20 protein-coding genes are annotated in these 19,177 nt (G+C 72.4%); 8 read left to right on the top strand and 12 right to left on the bottom strand.

The features are described 5' to 3' along the window. Window positions 1-19: 19 nt before the first annotated feature. Window positions 20-514 (bottom strand): DUF6153 family protein, encoded by a 495-nt coding sequence (locus tag IE250_RS22510; protein WP_189671555.1) that lies wholly within the window; start codon window positions 512-514, stop codon window positions 20-22. Between the two features lie 76 nt (window positions 515-590). Continuing rightward, on the bottom strand, window positions 591-800 hold the full coding sequence (locus IE250_RS22505; RefSeq protein WP_189671554.1) for an EF-hand domain-containing protein: 210 nt from the start codon (window positions 798-800) through the stop codon (window positions 591-593). 130 nt (window positions 801-930) lie between these two features. Here IE250_RS22505 and IE250_RS22500 point away from each other — a divergent pair, with 130 nt between their 5' ends. Continuing rightward, window positions 931-1,524, top strand: a complete 594-nt coding sequence (locus IE250_RS22500; RefSeq protein WP_189671553.1) for a hypothetical protein — start codon at window positions 931-933, stop codon at window positions 1,522-1,524. Window positions 1,525-1,570: 46 nt separating this feature from the next. On the opposite strand, the gene IE250_RS22495 is transcribed toward IE250_RS22500, so the two are convergent. Then, window positions 1,571-2,257, bottom strand: coding sequence for an alpha/beta fold hydrolase (locus IE250_RS22495; RefSeq protein ID WP_189671552.1), 687 nt, complete (start codon window positions 2,255-2,257; stop codon window positions 1,571-1,573). A 190-nt stretch (window positions 2,258-2,447) separates the two neighbouring features. On the opposite strand from IE250_RS22495, the gene IE250_RS22490 reads away from it, so the two are divergent. Then, window positions 2,448-3,020, top strand: coding sequence for a dihydrofolate reductase family protein (locus IE250_RS22490; protein WP_189671551.1), 573 nt, complete (start codon window positions 2,448-2,450; stop codon window positions 3,018-3,020). Between the two features lie 69 nt (window positions 3,021-3,089). Here IE250_RS22490 and IE250_RS22485 read toward each other — a convergent pair whose 3' ends face one another. Continuing rightward, window positions 3,090-3,539: an SRPBCC family protein gene (locus tag IE250_RS22485; RefSeq protein WP_189671550.1), complete on the bottom strand. Its 450-nt coding sequence runs from the start codon at window positions 3,537-3,539 to the stop codon at window positions 3,090-3,092. Window positions 3,540-3,626: 87 nt separating this feature from the next. On the opposite strand from IE250_RS22485, the gene IE250_RS22480 reads away from it, so the two are divergent. From IE250_RS22480 to IE250_RS22470, 3 genes are all read left to right on the top strand, one after another. Continuing rightward, window positions 3,627-4,583: a helix-turn-helix transcriptional regulator gene (locus tag IE250_RS22480; protein ID WP_189671549.1), complete on the top strand. Its 957-nt coding sequence runs from the start codon at window positions 3,627-3,629 to the stop codon at window positions 4,581-4,583. Between the two features lie 83 nt (window positions 4,584-4,666). After that, on the top strand, window positions 4,667-5,977 hold the full coding sequence (locus IE250_RS22475; RefSeq protein WP_189671548.1) for an FAD-binding oxidoreductase: 1,311 nt from the start codon (window positions 4,667-4,669) through the stop codon (window positions 5,975-5,977). A gap of 58 nt (window positions 5,978-6,035) precedes the next feature. Next, window positions 6,036-6,983: a diacylglycerol/lipid kinase family protein gene (locus tag IE250_RS22470; RefSeq protein ID WP_189671547.1), complete on the top strand. Its 948-nt coding sequence runs from the start codon at window positions 6,036-6,038 to the stop codon at window positions 6,981-6,983. A gap of 11 nt (window positions 6,984-6,994) precedes the next feature. Here IE250_RS22470 and IE250_RS22465 read toward each other — a convergent pair whose 3' ends face one another. The 8 genes from IE250_RS22465 to IE250_RS22430 form a co-directional block, all read right to left on the bottom strand. Beyond that, window positions 6,995-7,663, bottom strand: a complete 669-nt coding sequence (locus tag IE250_RS22465; protein WP_189671546.1) for a GAF and ANTAR domain-containing protein — start codon at window positions 7,661-7,663, stop codon at window positions 6,995-6,997. Between the two features lie 144 nt (window positions 7,664-7,807). Continuing rightward, window positions 7,808-9,472, bottom strand: coding sequence for a thiamine pyrophosphate-binding protein (locus tag IE250_RS22460; RefSeq protein ID WP_189671545.1), 1,665 nt, complete (start codon window positions 9,470-9,472; stop codon window positions 7,808-7,810). Window positions 9,473-9,636: 164 nt separating this feature from the next. After that, on the bottom strand, window positions 9,637-11,133 hold the full coding sequence (locus IE250_RS22455; protein ID WP_189671544.1) for a GMC family oxidoreductase: 1,497 nt from the start codon (window positions 11,131-11,133) through the stop codon (window positions 9,637-9,639). 86 nt (window positions 11,134-11,219) lie between these two features. Continuing rightward, window positions 11,220-11,936, bottom strand: a complete 717-nt coding sequence (locus IE250_RS22450) for an ABC transporter ATP-binding protein (protein ID WP_189671543.1) — start codon at window positions 11,934-11,936, stop codon at window positions 11,220-11,222. Beyond that, complete coding sequence (locus IE250_RS22445) at window positions 11,933-12,646, bottom strand: ABC transporter ATP-binding protein (protein ID WP_189671542.1); 714 nt, start codon at window positions 12,644-12,646, stop codon at window positions 11,933-11,935. The genes IE250_RS22450 and IE250_RS22445 overlap by 4 nt, the downstream gene beginning before the upstream one ends. After that, complete coding sequence (locus IE250_RS22440) at window positions 12,643-13,671, bottom strand: branched-chain amino acid ABC transporter permease (RefSeq protein ID WP_189671541.1); 1,029 nt, start codon at window positions 13,669-13,671, stop codon at window positions 12,643-12,645. Before IE250_RS22440 ends, IE250_RS22445 begins: the two co-directional genes overlap by 4 nt. Next, window positions 13,668-14,540 (bottom strand): branched-chain amino acid ABC transporter permease, encoded by an 873-nt coding sequence (locus tag IE250_RS22435; RefSeq protein WP_189671540.1) that lies wholly within the window; start codon window positions 14,538-14,540, stop codon window positions 13,668-13,670. Before IE250_RS22435 ends, IE250_RS22440 begins: the two co-directional genes overlap by 4 nt. Window positions 14,541-14,553: 13 nt before the next feature. Then, window positions 14,554-15,861, bottom strand: coding sequence for an ABC transporter substrate-binding protein (locus IE250_RS22430; RefSeq protein WP_189671539.1), 1,308 nt, complete (start codon window positions 15,859-15,861; stop codon window positions 14,554-14,556). Window positions 15,862-16,088: 227 nt separating this feature from the next. Between IE250_RS22430 and IE250_RS22425 the strand changes: the two genes are divergently transcribed. From IE250_RS22425 to IE250_RS22415, 3 genes are all read left to right on the top strand, one after another. Then, window positions 16,089-17,048, top strand: a complete 960-nt coding sequence (locus IE250_RS22425) for an AraC-like ligand-binding domain-containing protein (protein ID WP_189671538.1) — start codon at window positions 16,089-16,091, stop codon at window positions 17,046-17,048. Between the two features lie 119 nt (window positions 17,049-17,167). After that, window positions 17,168-18,277 (top strand): zinc-dependent alcohol dehydrogenase, encoded by a 1,110-nt coding sequence (locus IE250_RS22420; protein WP_189671537.1) that lies wholly within the window; start codon window positions 17,168-17,170, stop codon window positions 18,275-18,277. A 68-nt stretch (window positions 18,278-18,345) separates the two neighbouring features. Beyond that, on the top strand, window positions 18,346-19,176 hold the full coding sequence (locus IE250_RS22415) for a MoaF C-terminal domain-containing protein (protein WP_189671536.1): 831 nt from the start codon (window positions 18,346-18,348) through the stop codon (window positions 19,174-19,176). The last annotated feature ends 1 nt before the right edge of the window (window position 19,177 follow it).

Genomic DNA, 19,177 nt, shown 5'->3' with positions numbered 1-19,177 from the left:
CGCCGGCGTACGGCTGCTCCTACGTCCTGCTGATCCCGAGAGCGACCAATGAGGGCCCCGCCAGTGCGGCGACGCCGAGGCCCGCGGGCGGGAGCATTCCCCGCACGGCTCGGTACGCGCCCCAGGGCAGCATGCGAAGCCGGGGGCGTGCCGCACCGATCACCACCACGAGAACCATGAGGCACATGGCGGTGAGCATCCCGTGCCCGCCGCAGTCGCCGTCGGCACAGTCCTCGGGGGCGTGGGTGTGCGCCTCGTCGGCGTGGGCCTGGCCGGGGATCGTGTCCGGCGGGGAGCCGAGGGCGGACACCGCGCCGGCAGCAGGGGAGCTGAAGGGCACGGTGGTGTGGTGGTGCGAGGCCGCGCTGCTCATCGCATGCATCGCGACGACACCCAGCACCAGGGCGGCCACGAGCGCCGCGAGAACGCCGTGCCGCGCCCACGTCCCGTGGGCGAAGGCCGACAGCCGGCATCGGAACAACCGCTCCACCGTCACCCCCCGCTCCTCGGCCACTGCGCGAGTGTAGCGACGGCGGTTGCTCGCACCAACCCGGCCGACGCCGGCGTGGCGCAGTGCGCGGCGGGTGCGCTCAGGCGTCCCAGGCCACCGTGAACTCGGCCAGGTCGATGCGGCCGTCCTGGTCGTGGTCGGCCTTGCCGAAGATCTCGTCGAGGTCCTTGTCGGTGACCTCCTCGCCGCGGGTGCCCATGGCCTGGCGGAACTCGTCCGCGGTGATGCGGCCGTCGCCGTCGGAGTCGAACTCGACAAAGGTCCGGGTCAGCTCGTCGTCGGCAGTCATGGGCAGTACCTCCGTCATCTCAGGGACAAGTCGGGGAGTATGCAACCACATCGGTTCCGTCGGTGCCCCGAATGTCCCCACGTCCGATACGGTGCGGCGTGCGACTCGTCGACGTCCGGAGGACCAGACCATGAGGTTGTACGCGGCAGCACCCGCCCGGTGCGCCCGCCAGGTGCTCGGCGATCTGCTGCTGCTCGGCTGGATCGCGGGCTGGGCCTGGGCCGGGCGTGAGGTTCACGATGCCACCCTGCAGCTGGGGCGGCCGGGCCGGGCGACGGCGTCGGCGGCCGACGATATGGCCGGCCGGTTCAACGACGTCGAGGGTCAGATCGGCGCCATCCCTGGCGTGGGGGACGACCTGGCCGCACCCTTCCGCGGTGCGGCGGACGCCGCGGAGAGCCTGGCCGCCGCCGGACGCTCCCAGGTCGAGTTCGTGGAGGACGGCGCGCTGCTGGTCGGGATCGCGGTGTTCCTGATCCCGGTGCTGCTCGTGGCGGTGCTGTATGTGCCGCTCCGGATCCGGTTCGTGCGGCGGGCCAGCGCCGCACAGCGCCTCGTCGGGGCAGACCCGGCGCTGCTGGCCCTGCGCGCGCTCGCGAACCAGCCGCTGCGGTCCCTGACCCAGATCTCCGACGACCCGGTGGGCGCGTGGCGGGAGGGCGACCCCGCCGTCGTGCGCCGGCTGGCCGACCTCGAGCTGCGGGACCTCGGCCTGCGGCGGTGACGGCCCGCCTGGCCGGGCCCGCTCCGGGCGGGCCAGGACGACGCCGTCACACCGACTCTGCCGCCCGAGCCAGCACCCCGGCGAGCTCGGTCGGCCGGGAGAACATGGGCCAGTGGCCCGAGTCGAGGTCGACGAGGTCGACGTGCTTGGCCCTGGCGAGCTCGGGCACGTCGCCGGCGTCGATCCACTGCTGAGCCTGGGCGGGCGTGAACTCTGGGCACACGACCACCACGGGCACGTCGAACCGGCGTTCGTCGGACAGGCGCACCACGCCTCGGGCGACCCCCTCGGGGACGGGGATCGCGGCGGCCGCCATGGCGTTCCTGGCCTCCTCGGAGAGGTCGTCGGAGTCGGGCCCATCGAACGGCCCCCAGCCGGGGAACGGCATGACGCCGTCCGTCATCTCGAAAAGATCGGCGTAGAGCTTGCCGTCGTCCCAGGGGAAGCCGCCTATCAGCGTCACGCCGGCCACCTTCTCAGGACGCGCGTCGGCGGCGAGCCAGGCCAGCGTGCAGGCGGCGGAATGCCCTACGACCAGCGGCTTCCCGTGCGCCGCGTCGACGGCCGCGACAACCGTGGCGACCTGGTCGTCGAGCGTGGCCGACGTCGCCCCGTCTCCCTGGCCCGGGAGCGTGATCGGCACGGGGCGGTGGCCGAGCGCCTCGAGCTCGGGTACTACGTCGTCCCAGGCGGACGCGTCGAGCCAGAGGCCTCCGATGAGCAGGATGTCCATGATCTTGTCTCCCGTGGTGAGTGCGGCCGGATGCCGGTGAGTCCTACGCTAGAACCAGATCCGGACGTTCCGCTTCCGGGTCGTTGCCGGATCGTTCCCAGCGTTGCTCATCCGATGAGTTCTTCGCACCCGCCTCGTCTGACTTGCTGGAGGGCCGCACCGTGCGGCCGCACGACAAGGAGAAACTCGCATGCGCAACATCGTCGCCACGCACTTCGTCTCGCTCGACGGCAAGGTCGACCCGACCGGCGGCGACCCGGAGCTGCACGACACGGCGTGGACGTTCAAGACCGTCGACGTCGTGCCCGAGGCCTACGAGCTCAAGGGGCGTGAGCAGGAGGAGGCGGGCGCGCTGCTCCTCGGCCGCGTGAGCTACGAGATGTTCGCGCCCGTCTGGCCCGACATGGACGAGTTCACGCGGTACAACACCCTGCCCAAGTACGTCGTGTCCACGACGCTCACCGAGGACGACCTGACCGACAGCTGGGGCGAGACCACGATCCTGCGCTCGCTGGACGATGTTGCGCGGCTCAAGGAGTCCGACGGCGGCGAGATCCAGGTGCACGGCAGCGTGTCCCTCACGCGGGCGCTCGCGGACGCCGGGCTCATCGACGCGTACCACCTGCTCGTCTACCCGGTGCTCCTGGGCCAGGGCAAGCCGCTGTTCAGCGACGCCGACAAGCCGGCGCAGAAGCTTCGGCTGGTCGAGCACGAGGCGTACAGGAACGGCGTCCAGAAGCAGGTCTTCGAGGTGGTGCGCTGACCGGCGCGGGTCGCTCAGACCCGCGCCGGGCGGACGGCGTCGCGCTGACCGCGCGACGCCGCTGGCGCGTCAGCTCACGTCACCGCGCCAGGCTCCCGTCTCCATGCCGCGGGCCTCGATGAACTCCTTGAACCGCTCGAGGTCGCTCTGGACCTGCCGGTCGTCCAAGTTCAGCGCGCTGCCCACCTTCTCGGCGACGTCGTCGGGCGTCCATTCCATCTGCACCGTGACCCGGGTGTCGGCCTCGCGGAGCTTGTGGAACGTGACGACACCGGCCTGGTTGGGACCCGAACTGCTCCTCCACGCCACGCGCTCGTCCGGGTGCTGCTCGGTGATCTCGGCGTCGAACTCGCGCTCGACCCCGCCCACCTTCGTCTTCCAGTGCGTATGGGTCGGGTCGATCTGGCGAATCTCCTCGACGCCCCCCATGAACTTGGGGAACTCCTCGAACTGCGTCCACTGGTTGTAGGCGGTCCGGACGGGGACATGCACATCGATCGACTTCGTGATGGTGGTCACGAGCCACTCCTTTCTCTCGGGTCTTTTCACCGTGACCCGCCCGCGGCCCACTCGCCCGTCGAGGGGCGCGCGATCTAGCCTGCTCGTGTGCCGTCCGAGATCAGCCCCACCGCACGCGCGCTCCGCGCCCTGGAGATCCTGCAGACCCGCCCCGGCACGACGGCGGACGAGCTCGCCGACCGGCTCGGCGTCACGGAGCGGGCAGCCCGCCGGTACGTCGGGATCCTGCGCGAGGCAGGGATCCCCGTCTCGTCGGCCCGCGGCCCCCACGGCGGCTACCGCCTCGGGCGCGGCACGCGGCTGCCGCCGGTCACCTTCACGCAGACCGAGGCGCTCGGCCTGGTCATGGCGGTCCTCGACAGTCATCCCGACGCCGACGGCGACGACCTCGTCGACACCGCGCTCGGAAAGGTCATCCGGGCGCTGCCCGACGACGTCGGCCGGCAGGCGGCCGCGCTGCGCGAGCACGCGTCCGCCGCGCCCGACCGGTACGCGGCCCGCCCGGACACCGCCGTCACCAGCGAGCTGGTCGCGGCGATCGCCGCCCGACGGCGCGTGCTGGTCACCTACCGGGGCGAGTCCGGCAGCGAGTGGGCCGCAGAGGTGGACCCCTGGGCCGTGGTCGTGCGGTACGGGCGGTGGTACCTCCTGTGCCACTCCCACCGCGCCGGCGCGATCCGCACCTACCGCGTCGACCGGGTCCTCGCCGTCGAGCACACGGACCTGGCGTTCGTACCGCCCGACGACCTCGATCCCGTGGCGGCGCTCGAGGAGCACCTGGGTACGGGGTGGCAGTTCACCACCCGCGTCGTGTTCGACGCCCCGCTCGCCGACGTCGCCCCCTGGGTCGGGGCGCAGATGGGGCGGCTCGAGGCGGCGGGCGACGGATGCGTGCTCGTCGGCAGCACACGGAACCCGGCGATGTACGCGCAGGAGTGGCTGGCGAGCGTGCCGTACCCGTTCCGCGTGGAGGGCGGGCCCGAGCTCCGGGCCGCGGTCGGCGCGCTCGCGGAGCGGCTCGCCGCGGCCGTGACGGAACCCTGACCTGCCTGCCCCGCGGCCGATGAGTCCGGCGCCGTCGGGCGGTCTCTCTTGAACGAGGGGGTCCCGCACGAGGAGGAGCGAGCATGGACATGATCGAAGGTTCGGCGGTCTCAGGGCTGGACGTCCGGCGCCCGGGCGACGTCGGTTTCGACGAGGCGCGCTCGGTGTGGAACGGGATGGTGGACCACGAGCCGGCCCTGATCGTCCGCTGCCGCACCGCCGGCGACGTCGTGGAGGCGCTCGCGCTGGCGCGGCGGGAGGGCCTGGAGGTGGGCGTCCGGTGCGGTGGCCACAGTGTCGTCGGGCACGGGGTCCCCGACGGCGGGCTGATGATCGACCTCACGCCGATGGGCGCGGTCCGGGTCGATCCGGAACGGAAGCGTGCGTGGGTGCAGGGCGGGGCCCTGCTCGGCGCGCTCGACGCGGCCACGCAGCCGCACGGTCTGGCCACGACGGCGGGCAACGTGTCGCACACGGGCGTCGGCGGCCTCACCCTGGGCGGCGGGATGGGCTGGCTTGCCCGTCAGTGTGGGCTGGCCTGCGACAACGTCGTCTCCTACGAGGTGGTGACCGCGGCAGGCGACATGATCCGCGCGTCGGCCGACGAGCGGCCGGAGCTGTACTGGGCGCTGCGCGGTGGTGGTGGGAACTTCGGCGTGGTGACAGAGTTCGAGTTCCGGCTGCACGACGTCGGCACCCGCGCGCTCAGCGTCGAGCTCGACTTCCCCGTCGGCGACGCCGCGCCGGTCGTCGCCCGGTGGCGCGATCTCAGTGCGACCGCCCCGAGGGCGGCCACGTACACCGCGAGCGTGCACGACGGCGTGGTGGCGCTCGGCTTCGTGTGGGTCGGCGACCCGCGGGAGGGGCGGGCGCATGCCACGGAGCTGGCGGCGCTGGGTGCGCCGATGGGCCGCCGGATCGAGGAGCTGTCGTACCTGGACCTCCAGACCCGGGACGACAGCACCGAGGCCTACGCCGTGCGGCGCTACTGGAAGGGCCACTACTTCCGCGAGCTGCCGCTCGCCGCGATCGAGGCGCTGCTCGCCACCCACCCCGACGTGCGCGCCGGTCTCCAGGCCTACGGCGGCGCCATCGCCGACGTGCCCGGCGACGAGACCGCCTTCAGCCAGCGCGACACGACGTTCGAGTACGTGGCGGCCGCCCGCTGGACCGACCCCGACGAGGACGAGACCCGGATCGCGGCCGCGCGGGCGAGCGCGGCGCGCCTGGAGCCCTTCGCCAGCGGGGTCTACGTCAACGTGCTCGGCGACGACGGCGCCGCCGGCGTACGGCGGGCCTACCCACCCGAGAAGCTGGCCAGGCTCGCCGCCGTCAAGGGCGTCTACGACCCCGGCAACGTCTTCCACCTGAACCAGAACATCCCGCCCGCTTGATGGCCGGCCCGCGGCCCTCGAGGCGAGGACTGGCACCGGCTGTGGAAGCATCTCGCACATGACCGCACGAAGCGTCGGCGTCATCTGGAATCCCGCGAAGACGACCAGGCGGGACCTCGAGTCCGGTCTGAACGAGGCGATCGCCTCAGCGCGGACGGAGCCCGAGGTTCGCTGGTTCGAGACGACCGAGGACGACGCGGGCCAGGGCGTCGCGTCGCAGGCGATCGAGGCGGGCGCCGACGTGCTGGTCGTCGCGGGCGGGGACGGGACCGTCCGGGCCGTGGCCGAACACCTCGCGGAGGCGGGTTCCGGCGTCGAGCTGGGAATCGTCCCGCTCGGCACCGGGAACCTCCTCGCCCGGAACCTCGGGGTGCCCCTGGGCGACGTCCCCGAGGCCTGCACGAGGGCGCTCGGCTCCGAGGCGCGGGCCATCGACCTGGGATGGCTCGAGATCGACCTCGCGGGCGGGACCGAACGGTACGCGTTCGCGGTCATGGCCGGGTTCGGGCTCGACGCCCACATGATCACCGAGACCGACGATGACCTCAAGGACGAGGTCGGCTGGCTTGCCTACGTGGAGTCCATGGGCCGCGCGCTGTCCGCGAGCGAGACTCTCGACGTCCGGATCACGGTTGACGACCGCCCACAGAGCCGGGAAAGGGTGCACACGCTGCTGGTCGGCAACTGCGGCACCCTCCAGGGCGGCGTCAGCCTCCTGCCCGATGCGGACCCCGCCGACGGTGAGCTCGACCTGCTCGTCCTGAGCGCGGACAACGCGGCCGGGTGGGCCGACACGCTGCGGAACATGGTCTGGGACAACGGCATCAGGCGCCTCGTCGCCCGCAAGGAAGGGGCGAAGAGCAGCGACAGCGCGACGCACCGTCGCCTGCGGAGCCTGCAGCTCGAGCTGACCGAGCCGCGTGTGTTCGAGATCGACGGCGAGGATCTCGGGGAGGCGAGCCGGGCAGGCGTCACCGTGCAGGCGGGTGCGGTGCGGGTTCGCTGAGCGGAGATCCGTCAGGTGGCAGTGCCGTCTTCAGGCCGGGGCTCGCTCATGACCAGGGTACGCAGGATGGTTTCGGCCACCTCGCGTTGCGACACGTTGCGGTTACGGGATGCGGAGTCGAGGATTCGTCTCGCCTCGAGATCGCTGCAGTCGTTGGCGTACATGATGGCCCCGACTGCACGCTCGGTCGCGCTCAGATCGGACATCTGGTGGTACAGGCCCGCCGTGGCGTCCTCGAACTCAGCGAGCTTCAGGTGCAGCTGCACCATGGAGGCTGCGAGCTGCGCGTAGCCGTCAGCCGCTGTGACGAGCTCTCGGGTCCACGGGTCCGGAGTACGTGAGTACAGGTTTATTGCGACGGCGATGTCCGCGTTGACAGAGGCGGGGACCGCCAGCGCGGAGACGAAGCCCTCACGGAGCGACTGGTCGCGCCAGGCTTCCCACCTCTCGGTCTCGGCGATCACCGGCACGACCTGGACCGTCCGCTTTTCGATGGCGTCGACGCACGGTCCGTCGTCGGCGAGGGACTCGGCGCGGTCGCACCGTCCGGCGGCGTCGGTGCTGCTGCCCGCGCGTACCGCGAACCCGCGCTCACCCAGGATGATGCTGGCCTCGAGCTTGCTACCCAGCACTGTGGCGGCACGATGGGCCAGTTCGTGCGGGAAGGCCGAGATGTGCATGGCGTCGTTCCGATCTCATGGACTCCGGTGCTCCTGTGCTCCGGAACGCTTGCGCGGCCACCCGTTCCCGGGCTGGCGGCCGTGCGAACGCTGGACTTTTCAGACTACGCCGGGGGACCGGGCGTCGCGTTCGGGGGCTCAGGCCTAGCGGGTGCGATTCACCCGCAGGATCTCTTCCTGGTAGGGGGCGACGACGGAAGCCGAGACCCGGCAGTCGAGCAGCAGGAAGCGGCGGTCGGTGACGGGCTCGGCGGTCCACGCCGCCACGCGGTCCAGGTCGGCGAGCGAGCGCACGACCACGCCCTCGGCACCGATCGCGGTGGCGATGGCGGCGAAGTCCGTCTCGGGGATGAGCATCGGCTCCTCGGTGATTCCCTGCCGCCCGTACACGTGCAGCTCGGCGCCGTAGGCGGCGTCGTTCCATACGACGGCGATGCCGCGCCCGCGGGCGGTGCGCACCGCGGTCTCGAGGTCGGCGAGGGCCATGAGCCCGCCGCCGTCGCCCGTGGTGAGCACGACGGCGGCGTCCGGGCGTGCCGCGGCAGCGCCGGCGATGCTGGGGAAGCCGAGCCCGATGGACTGGTAGGCGGTGCCGACCATCATCATCCGGTCGGGGGAGGCGACGGGCCAGAACATGTTCGCCCAGCCGATGAAGTGCCCGCCGTCGGAGACGACCACCCGGTCGGCGGGCAGCAGGCCGGCGAGGCGGTGCGCGACGGCGCGCGGGTCGAGCCGCCCGTCGGGGGCCATCCCGTCCGCCGGGCCGGTCTCGTAGGTGCGGGCCGCGGCGACGTCCACCGACTTGCGCCACCCGGACGGTGCCGCCCCGATGGCGTGCAGCTCGTCCACGAGAGCGCGGGCCACGAGCGCGGCGTCGCCCCGGATGAAGCCGCCGACGTGCCGGTGCGTCGCGGCGGGCGCGATGTCCACCTGGACCACGCGCGTCCCTGGCGCGAACAGCTCGCCGAAACGCATGGTGAACTGGTTGAGCGACGCGCCGAGCACGACGGCGACGTCGGCTTCCCGCACCAGCGCCATCGCCCCCTCGGCGCCGAAGCCGCCCGCTACGCCGAGGTCGTAGTGGCCGTCGGGGAAGATGCCGCGGCCCAGCGCCGTGGTCGTCGTCAGCGCCCCCGTCGCGTCCGCGAGCTCGCCGAGCGCCTCGCCCGCGCCGGCGAGCCAGGCGCCGCGGCCCGCGAGCAGCAGCGGCCGCTCGGCGTCGGCGAGGTGCCGGGCGAGGTCACGGATGGCGGCCGCGTCGAACGGCCCCGCCGGAGCCATCGGCCGGGGCAGCGCCGGCTCAGGGGCGTCCGGGACCGGGCCGGCCTCGAGGGCCGCGACGTCGTAGGGGATCGCCAGCACCACGGGGACCCGGTAGGTCAGGGAGTGCTCGATGGCGATGACGCACGTGGCCGCAGCGTCCGCACGGCCCACCGTGTAGGTCCGGGCGCCGACGGCGGCCGCGAGCGCTATCTGGTCGACGTCCCACGGGCGGGGGCCCGACGTCGGCTCGTCGCCCGCCAGCAGCACCAGCGGCACCCGGGCCGCCGCGGCCTCGGCGAGCGCGGTGAGCGCGTTGGTGAAGCCCGCGCCGTAGGTGGCGGTGGCGGCGGCGATGCGGCCCGACGCGCGGAAGTGGGCGTCGGCGGCGACCACGCCGCCGGCCTCGTGCCGGACGGCGGTGAACCGGGCGGTCGTCGAGCGCGTGAGGTCGTCGAGGAACCAGGCGTTGCCGTTGCCCATGACGCCGAAGACGTGGTCGATGTGCCGGGCGAGAGTACGGGCGACGTGTGCGGACACGGTGGGCACGAGGGCCTCCAGGGAGAACAGTGACGGATGAGTGGTGCGGTCCGTATGTGTCCCGTGCGGGCTCGGCTCCGAGCCCGTCGCGCGCCCCTTTTTCGAGCGCAGGCGGTTCTCGTCCGCCTTGACGATTGGAGTATATCCGCGTGCCCACCGCAAGCTTGCTCAGCTCAGGAGAGCAGGAACTCGGCCGCCCGCTCACCGATCATGGCCGACGGCGCGTTCGTGTTGCCCGTGGTGATCGTCGGCATCACGGATGCGTCGGCCACCATGAGCCCCTCGACTCCCCGCACCCGCAGCGTGGGGTCCACGACGGAGCGTTCGTCCGAGCCCATGCGGCACGTGCCCACCTGGTGGTGGTAGGTGATCACGCGCTGCCGGATGTACTCGACGAGCGCCTCGTCGCTCAGGTCTCCCGACGGGTAGTGCGGCCGCGCCTTCCAGTCCGTGGCGAGCGCCTCCTGCGCCCCGACCTCCAGGCACTGCCGCACGGAGGCGAGCATCGAGGTGACGTCACGCTCGTCCTGAAGGACCTGCGGGTCGATGAGGATGCCGTCGGCCGGGTCGGCGCTCGCCAGCCGCACGGTGCCGCGCGACCGCGTGGTGACGATGCCGGCCATGAGGGAGAAGCCCCACGGGATCGGCTCCATGTCCGGCTCCAGCATCGGTACGGCGAAGTTGATCGGCTGCGTGTCCGGCACCGGGAGCGACGGGTCGGAGCGCCAGAACCAGTGCGTCTGGGTCACGCTGCGGTGCGGGGCCGGCGGGTCCACCTCGCGGTCGGTCGAGAAGATGACCGGGACGAGGTAGTGGTCGTGCAGGTTCTCGCCGACCGGCAGGTCCGCGACGACGTCGATGCCCAGGGCGGCGAGGTGTTCCGCGGGGCCGACCCCGCTGCGCAGCAGGGTCTCCGCGCTGCCCTCGGCGCCCGCCGAGAGCACCACCTGGTCGGCGGTGAGCAGACGGCCGTCCGCCAGCTCGACACCTGTCGCGCGGCCGCCCTCGATCCGCACCCGGCGCACGACGACGCCGGTGAGCACCGTGAGGCGGCCCTCGTCGACGGCCGGCTGCGCGTAGGCGTCCCACGTCGTGACGCGATCGCCGTCGGCGACGGTGACCTGCTGGACCGAGACGCCGTCGAGCTCGTCCACGTTGTAGTCCGCGTTGAGGGGGAGGCCGGACTGCACAGCCGCGTCGATGATCGCCTGCTGCACCGGGTGGAGCGGCTCGTTGGGTGCGACCGGCAGCGGCCCGTCGGAGCCCCGGCGCGCGTCGTGCGTGCCGTGCCACTGCTCGATGCGCCGGTACACCGGCTCGACGTCCGCCCACGACCAGCCGGGGCAGCCGTCGGCCGCCCAGCCGTCGAAGTCCTCGGGGGCGCAGCGCACCCAGATCGCGGCGTTGAGCGAGTGGGAGCCGCCGAGCACGCGCCCGCGCGGCAGGTGGATCCGGCGCCCGGCGGCGTGCTGCTGGGGCACCGTGTGATACCCCCAGTCGCGCTCGCCGTGCCACAGCTGGTTCAGGCGGCCCACGTCCTGGATCATGTCGTCGCGGTTGGACCCGCCCGCCTCGAGGATCGCCACTCGGCGACCGGCGTCCGCCAGACGGCGAGCGACGACGCTCCCCGCCGTCCCTGCTCCCACGACGACGACGTCGTAATCGGCCATGGTTGTATTCTCCCTCCGGACGGCGGCGTGTACGCCGTCCATGTCGTGCTCGGTGGTTGCTTCGGTGGGGTTGCTGCTCGGTGGGGTCACTGCTCGGTGAGGCGGTACGCCGCGGCCAGTCGTTCGGGGTGGTCCCGTAGCTCCTTCGCCGGCGCGCGCAGGGTCACGAGGCCCTGCGCGAGCACCGTGACGCTGGTCGCCAGCTCCAGGGCGACGCTGGTGAACTGCTCGATGAGCAGCACCCCGACGCCCTGCTCGGCGACGGCCCGCAGCGCGGGCACCAGGCGCGCCACGACGAGCGGCGCGAGCCCGAGCGACATCTCGTCGATCACCAGGACCCTGGGGCGGGCGGCGAGCGCCGTGGCGAGGGCGAGCATCTGCTGCTGGCCGCCGGATAGCGAGCCCGCCGGCCGGTCGGCGAAGCCGTGGATCTCGGGGAACAGGTCGAGCATCGACTCGACGGCCTCGGCGCGTTCGGCGCGCGGCAGCAGCAGTGCGGCGATCGCGAGGTTGTCGGCGACCGAGATGTCGCTGAAAACGCGGTGCCCCTCCTGCATCGTCGCGATTCCCGCGCGCCGCACCTTGTTGGGGGCGAGCCCGCGGATACCGCTGCCGTCGGCCGTGATCGAGCCGCTGGTGTCGCGCACGATCCCGGCGACCGCCAGCACCGTGGACGACTTGCCGGCCCCGTTCGCGCCGAGCAGCGCGGTGATCTCGCCCGCGGTGACGGTCAGGTCGATGCCGTGCACGACCTCGATCCCGCCGCGGCGGATGTGCAGGTCGCGGATCTCCAGGGCGGTCACGCCGTCACCTCCTCGTCGATGCCGAGGTACGCCTTGCGCACCTCGGGGGAGCCCAGCACCTGGAGCGTCGGGCCAGCCGCGATGCGGCGGCCGAAGTCGAGCACCGCCACCGTGCCGCACGCCGCGCGCACCAGGTCCATGTCGTGGTCCACGAGCAGCACCAGCGCGCCCACCTCCTCGGGGATCCGCGTGATCAGCCCGAGCAGCTGCTCGGACTCGGCCGGGTCGAGCCCCGCGGCGGGCTCGTCGAGCAGCACGAGGCGCGGCGCCCCGACGACGCAGGACGCGATGTCGACCAGCCGCCGCTCGAACATCGTCAGCTCCGCGCCCAGCCGGTGCGGCCGGTCTAGGCCCACATAGTCGAGCGCGCGGTCGACGTCGGCGGCGGGGGAGCCGCTGTGCTCGGCGGCGAGGAGCACGTTCTCGCGCGCGGTGAGGGTGCGCACGACCTGCTCCTGCTGGAACGAGCGGCGCAGTCCCCAGCGCGCGCGGCGGTGCGCCGGGACCGCCAGCAGGTCGTCGCCGTCGAGGTCGACCGACCCGGCCACCGGGAGCGCGAACCCGGACAGCACGTTGAACGTCGTCGTCTTGCCGGCGCCGTTGGGGCCGATGACCCCGCAGACGCCGGACTCGAACGCCAGCGAGACGTCGTCCAGCGGCGTCACGCCGCCGTAGCGCACGGTGATCCCGGACAGGGTGAGCCGGCTCATGCCGTCACCTCCCGTGGACGGCGCGGCCGCGGTTGTCGTAGCCGCCGCCACAGTCCGCCGAGCTGGCCGGCGATGCCGGCCTGGGTGGTCGTGATGGCCTGCACCAGCCCGAGGCCGAGGACGACGAACACGAGGTTGCCGTCGACGCCGACAGTGCTGAGCAGCTGCGGCAGGCCGTAGAAGAGCAGACCGCCGATGACGGCGCCCAGCAGGGAGAAGACCCCGCCGATCAGCACGGTCGCGAAGAGCAGGACCGACTGCTGCGCCTTGAACGACGCGGGGTCGAGGATCCCGGAGCTGGCCGCGAGCAGCGCGCCCGCGACGCCCGTGACCGCGCTCGTCACCGCAAGGGCGAACAGGCGGTGAGCGACGGTGTTGACGCCGAGGGACACCGCGCCCGCCTCGCCCTGCCGGATGGCGGCCCAGGTACGGCCGGGCCGCACCATGAGCAGCCACCGCAGCAGCGCCAGGACGACGACCACCGCAACGCCGACGTAGCGGAAGAAGTCGTCGTCGGACTGTCCCAGCGCGGGCCGCGGCATGATGGCCGCGAGGGTCCCGCCCGACGCCCGTCCGAGGAACCCGTCGCCGCCGTTGGGGAAGCCGGCGTAGGTGACGAGCACCTCCAGCGCTCCCGCGACCATGAGGGTGACGATCGCGAGGCTGAGGCCAGAAAGCCGCAGGGCCGGCAGGCCCACGAGCACGCCGACGACGGCGGTGACCAGGGCCGCAAGGACCATGACCACCTCGAACGGCAGGTGGGTGGCGTGGTAGATCCGCAGGGTGACCCAGCCGCCGACGGCGACCAGGCCGATCTGCATGATCGACACGAGGCCGAGCCGGCCGTACAGCACGCCGACGCCGGCGGCGGCGAGCGCGTAGATCGCGCACACCGTGAGGGTACGGAGCGAGAGCCCCGCGCCGACGCCGGGCAGGGCCGGCAGGCCGAGCGCGAGCGCCAGGCCGAGAACGAGGCCGACGAGTGCGCCGCGCACGTCGGCCCGGGCGAGGAAGACCTGGCTCATGTGCGGACCACCCTTACCGTGACGACCCGCCGCCGTGCGGCGACGAGGATGACGATCGTCGCGACGACGAACGGCACCGCTGTGCTGAAGGCGCTGACCGTGGGCCAGGCGGAGACGAGCGACTGACCGACGCCGACGGCGAGGCCGCCGACGAGGGTGAGCCAGAGCGAGACGAAACGACCGATGACCACGGCAGCCAGCTCCGGGATGATGAGGAAGGTGAGGAAGGCGGGCTCCAGCCGCGTCTGGTCGGCCAGCAGGATGCCGGAGACGCCGGCGACCGCGCCCGAGATGGCCCAGGCCGTGTTCTCCACGAGCCGCACGTTGGTGCCGACGACCGCGGCGAGCTCGCGGTCGCTCGCGAGCGCCCGCATCGATGTCCCCGTCGACGTGTAGCGCAGCGCGAGCAGCGTGCCGACGACGACGAGCAGCGCGAGGCCAAGGCAGACGAGCTGGGTGACGTTGACCCGCGCCCCGGCGACGTCGAACGAGATGCGGCTCGACTCGAGCCGGATCGTGCGGGCCTTGTCGTTCCAGACGAACAGCATCAGGCCGAGCAGGGCGAGGGCGAGCCCGAGCGTCGCTATCGCCTTCCGGAGCTGGTCGACCCGGGCCAGGAACGGCCCGGCGACCAGCCCGAAGAGGAGGGCGATCGCCGCCCCGGCCGCGACGCCAAGGGCGATCGCGACCGGGGGCTGCATCCGCAGCTCGACCATCTGCCACACCAGCAGCGCCGCCATGCCGCCGACGGCTCCGTGAGCGAAGTTCAGGACGCCCGTCGTGCGGTACAACACGAGCACCCCGACTCCGGACAGGGCGTACACCGAACCGATGACAAGCCCGGCGACAACGAAGGGAAGCAGATTCACGTCGTGGCCCGCCCTACTTGTTGAGCAGTCCCTCGGACTGCTCCCGCTCGAGGATCCCGGCCATGTCGGGGTCCGTGACGTCCTGGCAGCCCTCGAGCTCGACGTAGGCGCCGGCCTCGATCCCGGCCGTGCGCGTCGCGTGGTTGGCGTGGTGCTCGTCGGCCTCGCCGTAGTACCAGGGGGCGCAGAGCAGGTCGGACTCGTAGCCCTTCACACCCAGCACGGCCTCCGACACGGTCTCGCGGTCAAGGGTGTCGGCGTCGAGCGGGAGCAGCGTGTCGACGAAGATCTTCGCCGCGAGGAAGCCGGCCTGGCTGAACGTGTCGCGCGGCGCGTCGGCGTCCGCGTACTCGTCCATGACGGCGCGCCACTGGTTCGCGTCCTTGCTGTCGGCGGTCACGAGCGCGAGCTCGGAGTTGGAGACGAAGCCCTCCCAGTAGTCGCCGATCTGCTCGCCGAACTGGGCGTCGTAGCAGGAGGCCGTGCAGGCCCACTGGATGTCGCCCTTGGCGTCCTGCTGCTCGGCGGCCGCGAGGATCGACGCCGTGATGGGCGCCGGGTCGACGATGACGAGGCTCGTGGGACCGGCCTGCTTGATCTGGCTGACCAGCGGCAGGTAGTTGCTCTCCGCCGGGTCCGAAAGCACGTTGCCGACCAGGTCGATGCCCGCCTCCGCGGTGTACTTCTCGATACCGTCGGCGGCCCAGTCGCCGTTGCCGCGAGTGTTGAGGCCGACGGCGAAGAACGTGTCGGCCTGGCCCTGCCGCTCGAAGTACTGCAGCACGGCCAGCGCCGAGGTTCGCGGGCCGGCGTTGACCGGCGCGATGTTCGAGGACTCGAAGCAGGCCTGCGGCACGCCGACGCCGGTGATCGAGTACAGACCCGCCTTCTTGTACTCGACGTTGGCCACGTCGCAGCCGACGAAGGTCGCGTCGCCGACCAGCGCGACGACGGACTCGTCGGAGGCGTAACCGGCGGCGAGCTGCGCGGTCTTGGTCGGGTCCAGGGCGTCGTCGCCGAACTCGTACTCGATCGGCCGGCCGTTGATGCCGCCGTTGTCGTTGACGCAGTCGAAATAGGCCTTCGCCGAGTTCGGCGACGACGAGAAGTCGACGCCGCCCGACGCCGTGGCGACGGCGGCCACCTTGATGGGCTCGCCGGCGGCCTGCTCGCCGGTGCCGAGCCCGCACTTGAGGTCGTCCGCGGCCGCCGACGGAGCGCCCTGGATGGTTCCGGGGTCGCTCTCCGGGACACAGGCCGACAGTGTGACGACCAGCGCTCCGACACCGAGGGCAGCTGTCGCCCTGAGGATGCGATTCATTGCAGCACTCCTTCGTACTGGGGGCAGACATGGATGCACGCCCTGCCAGGAGACAGGCAAGCGGAACGGGCAGGCCCGCGGATTGAACCGGCGCGAAGAGCGGTTGTCGTTCCGTGCACGGCGGGGGTGAACGGCTGGACGGAGGTACCAACGCCCGGAGTACAGGGCTACGATCAGCCGCAACCGGGGCCGCATCGGCGTGGATGGGCCCCGCCCGGAGGTGAGAGATGTCTTCCATGTACGCGCCCCCGCTCGGCGCGGTTTCCCAGCTCCAGCGAGTCGGGTCGTTCGCCGAGTTCCAGCACACGGTCGACCGGTCGTTCGTGCCGCTGCGCGTGTCGAGCCAGCGCCCGCACGACTTCCATGCCGCGGTCCGCGCGGCGTCCCTGCGGGACTTCGACCTCGTCGAGGTCGCGGCCGTGCCGCACGTCGTGGAACGCACCCGCAACCTGGTCGGCGAGAGCACGAACGAGCCGGCGTACAAGGTGAGCCTCATGCTCGAGGGCAGCGCCTACATCTGCCAGGACGGCCACGACGTCGTCCTGCGCCCCGGCGACGTCGCCGTCTACGACACGACCAGGCCGTACACCCTCGTGTTCGACGACCGCATGCGCACCATCGTGGCCATGTTCCCCAAGCGGCTCGTCGACCTGTCCGACGACCGCGTCGCCCGCCTCACCGCCACGGCGCTCGGCAGCGACGACTCCCTGGGCGAGATGGTCAGCTCCGTGCTGGAGCAGCTCGCCGGCCGCCTCCACCTCGTCAACGCCTCGACCGGATGGCGGCTCGCCCGCAACGCCGTGGACCTGGTCACCATCCTGCTGCGCGACCAGCTCGGCGAGGACCGGGCAGTGCCCGCGGACCAGCTGCAGGACGCTATCTACTCCTACATCGAGGACCGGCTGGGCGACCCGGCGCTCTCCCCGACCGCGATCGCCGAGGCGCACTACATCTCCGTCCGCTACCTGCACGCGCTCTTCCACCACGCGGGGATCTCGGTCTCCTCCTACATCCGCACCCGACGCCTCGAACGCTGCCGCACCGACCTCGCCGACCCCGCGCTCGCGGGCGCGACGGTGACGGCGATCGCGTCGCGCTGGTCGTTCGCCGACGCCCCGCACTTCTCGCGCACCTTCAAGGCGGCCTACGGCGAGACGCCGTCGGAGTTCCGCGCCCGGGTCGCCTAGCGGCCGCGCGGCCGCCGCGCCGCACACCTGCGCGAGCGCACAACGGCTGCGCGCGCACGAGCAAGCCTCAGCCGCCGGCGTTCGGCGACGATCGGTACGACGACGGTTGAGGAGGCGCGATGACGCGCAAGAACGAGGGCGACGGCGGCCTCCAGGTGGTCTTCCCCCAGAAGGGCGTCGTGACGCTGGAGCGGTCCGCCGTCCCCGAGCCCGGGCCGGGCGAGCTCGTCGTACGGATCGCGCGCGTCGGCGTGTGCGCCACCGACCTGCACCTGCTCGACGGGCACATCGGCGACCCGTTCCCCCTGGTGCCCGGGCATGAGTTCGTGGGCGTGGTCGACGCCGTCGGCCCCGAGGACGACCGGGGGATCGGGGTGGGCGAGCCCGTCGCCGTCGAGATGCTCGTGCCCTGCCACCGCTGCGACCGGTGCCGCGAGGGTCGCCACAACCTGTGCGAGCTCGACGACCCCGTGCGTCATCCTGGCCCCGGCCGGCAGCTGGGCGTGAACATACCCCGCACGACCCTGCCGTTCGCGGGCGGGTACGCCACCCACCTGGTCGTGCCCCGCGACGGCGTCGTCCACCGCATCCCGGACGGGCTCGACCTCGACACGGCCGTGCTCGTCGAGCCGCTCGCCGTCGCGGTCCGCGCCGTCGAGCGCGGCCGCGTAGGCCTCGGCGACAAGGTCGTCGTCATCGGGCCCGGACCCATCGGCCTCCTCGCCGCAGCCGCCGCCTCGGCCGCGGGTGCGAGCGAGGTCGTAGTGGTCGGCGGGCGCACCGGGCGTCTTGCCCTGGCCCGCGCCTTCGGTGCCACCGAGACCGTCGCCGAGCGGGGCCATCGGCTCGTCCCGGCGATCCGCGAGCGTATCCCTGGCGGCCCCGACGTCGTGATCGAGTCGGCCGGCTCGGTCGACGCACAGCTCGACGCGATCCGGATCGTCCGTCGCGGCGGCCGGGTGGTCCTGGCCGGTGCGTGCGGCTCGGGGCCGGCCCTGTCCGTCCCGTCCGACGACTACCTGCTCACGCGGGAGATCGACATCCTGCCGTCGTTCCTCGCCGCGGGCGGCTACGAGCGCGCACTCGCCCTGCTGGCCCAGGGCCGGTTCCCGTTCGCGTCGCTCGTCACGCACGTCTACCAACTCGCCGACGTCGAGCGGGCGTTCGCGGCCGTGCACGAGCGCACCGACGGACTGATCAAGGCGGTCCTGGTCCCGCCGTCGCCATGAGCGGCGCCCTGACCCGCAGCTTGACCGGCAGCTTGACCAGCATTGCAAACCACCACGTCAGGAGCATCATGACCCAGTCGCAGCGAGTCGAGGTCGGCGTGCGCGTCGACGCCGCCGACCAGTCGCAGTGGAAGACCTACGACGACTTCGCCGCCGGGATCGACGCCTACCGCCTTCCGGGCGCCGACCTGACGGGACAGACGGTCGAGCTCAGGTTCGACGGCGGCACGGAGCTGAGGCTCCGGTTCCTCGACGCCGCCACCGTGCGCTGGACGTCGGCGCAGCTGCTCAGCGCGGCCGACGGCACCGTCGACCCGTACGACGCGGTGCGGGTGCGGGACGACGTCGTCTTCGTCAACCTGCCGTTCGCCTCGCGCGACGGTGAGGCGTTGACCGTCGTCTGGTCCCGGACCACCGGGCGTGCGCTGCTCGCCCACTCCGTCATCGCCCCCGAGAAGACCGAGGGAGTGCCCCAGGTGGGCCAGACCTTCGCCGCCGGCGAGGTGGCGGGGATCGTGGTGACGGGGGCCAGGCCGGGCCCCACGCGCGACCTGGTCGGCATGCGCAACGTCTACCGATACAGCCCGTCGCACCTGTACGAGCACGTCTACCTCAGCTCGGAGCGCTACGCGTGGCAGTGCCTCCAGGGCGAGCAGCGCGGTCATGGTGACGTCGACCTGTCGACGCTGTGGAAGTTCGCCGACGGCCTCTACCTGTTCTGCTTCCGCGAGTTCGTGATCCCCGTCGCCAGCGTCTGGCTGCACGACCTCGGCTACGAGCTGCGGACCACCGGCATCTTCCTCGGCATCAACGCCGAGGGGAGCGCCGACCACCGGCGGGCGGGCGGGCACATCTACCCGCTCGGCGCCGTCCGCTACCCGGACGTGCAGCCCGTCTGAC

Origin of the sequence: Promicromonospora soli, from assembly GCF_014653785.1 — a bacterium.
GTDB classification, from domain to species: domain Bacteria; phylum Actinomycetota; class Actinomycetes; order Actinomycetales; family Cellulomonadaceae; genus Promicromonospora; species Promicromonospora soli.
The sequence above is the reverse complement of the archived record's forward strand: the minus strand, read 5'-3'. Positions and strand labels throughout refer to the sequence as shown.

Bases quoted from the DNA above. Each gene is read 5' to 3' on its own strand.
- IE250_RS22505 (WP_189671554.1), bottom strand. From the start codon at position 800: ATGACTGCCGACGACGAGCTGACCCGGACCTTTGTCGAGTTCGACTCC.
- IE250_RS22500 (WP_189671553.1), top strand. From the start codon at position 931: ATGAGGTTGTACGCGGCAGCACCCGCCCGGTGCGCCCGCCAGGTGCTC.
- IE250_RS22495 (WP_189671552.1), bottom strand. From the start codon at position 2,257: ATGGACATCCTGCTCATCGGAGGCCTCTGGCTCGACGCGTCCGCCTGG.
- IE250_RS22490 (WP_189671551.1), top strand. From the start codon at position 2,448: ATGCGCAACATCGTCGCCACGCACTTCGTCTCGCTCGACGGCAAGGTC.
- IE250_RS22475 (WP_189671548.1), top strand. From the start codon at position 4,667: ATGGACATGATCGAAGGTTCGGCGGTCTCAGGGCTGGACGTCCGGCGC.
- IE250_RS22470 (WP_189671547.1), top strand. From the start codon at position 6,036: ATGACCGCACGAAGCGTCGGCGTCATCTGGAATCCCGCGAAGACGACC.
- IE250_RS22465 (WP_189671546.1), bottom strand. From the start codon at position 7,663: ATGCACATCTCGGCCTTCCCGCACGAACTGGCCCATCGTGCCGCCACA.
- IE250_RS22455 (WP_189671544.1), bottom strand. From the start codon at position 11,133: ATGGCCGATTACGACGTCGTCGTCGTGGGAGCAGGGACGGCGGGGAGC.
- IE250_RS22445 (WP_189671542.1), bottom strand. From the start codon at position 12,646: ATGAGCCGGCTCACCCTGTCCGGGATCACCGTGCGCTACGGCGGCGTG.
- IE250_RS22440 (WP_189671541.1), bottom strand. From the start codon at position 13,671: ATGAGCCAGGTCTTCCTCGCCCGGGCCGACGTGCGCGGCGCACTCGTC.
- IE250_RS22430 (WP_189671539.1), bottom strand. From the start codon at position 15,861: ATGAATCGCATCCTCAGGGCGACAGCTGCCCTCGGTGTCGGAGCGCTG.
- IE250_RS22425 (WP_189671538.1), top strand. From the start codon at position 16,089: ATGTCTTCCATGTACGCGCCCCCGCTCGGCGCGGTTTCCCAGCTCCAG.
- IE250_RS22420 (WP_189671537.1), top strand. From the start codon at position 17,168: ATGACGCGCAAGAACGAGGGCGACGGCGGCCTCCAGGTGGTCTTCCCC.
- IE250_RS22415 (WP_189671536.1), top strand. From the start codon at position 18,346: ATGACCCAGTCGCAGCGAGTCGAGGTCGGCGTGCGCGTCGACGCCGCC.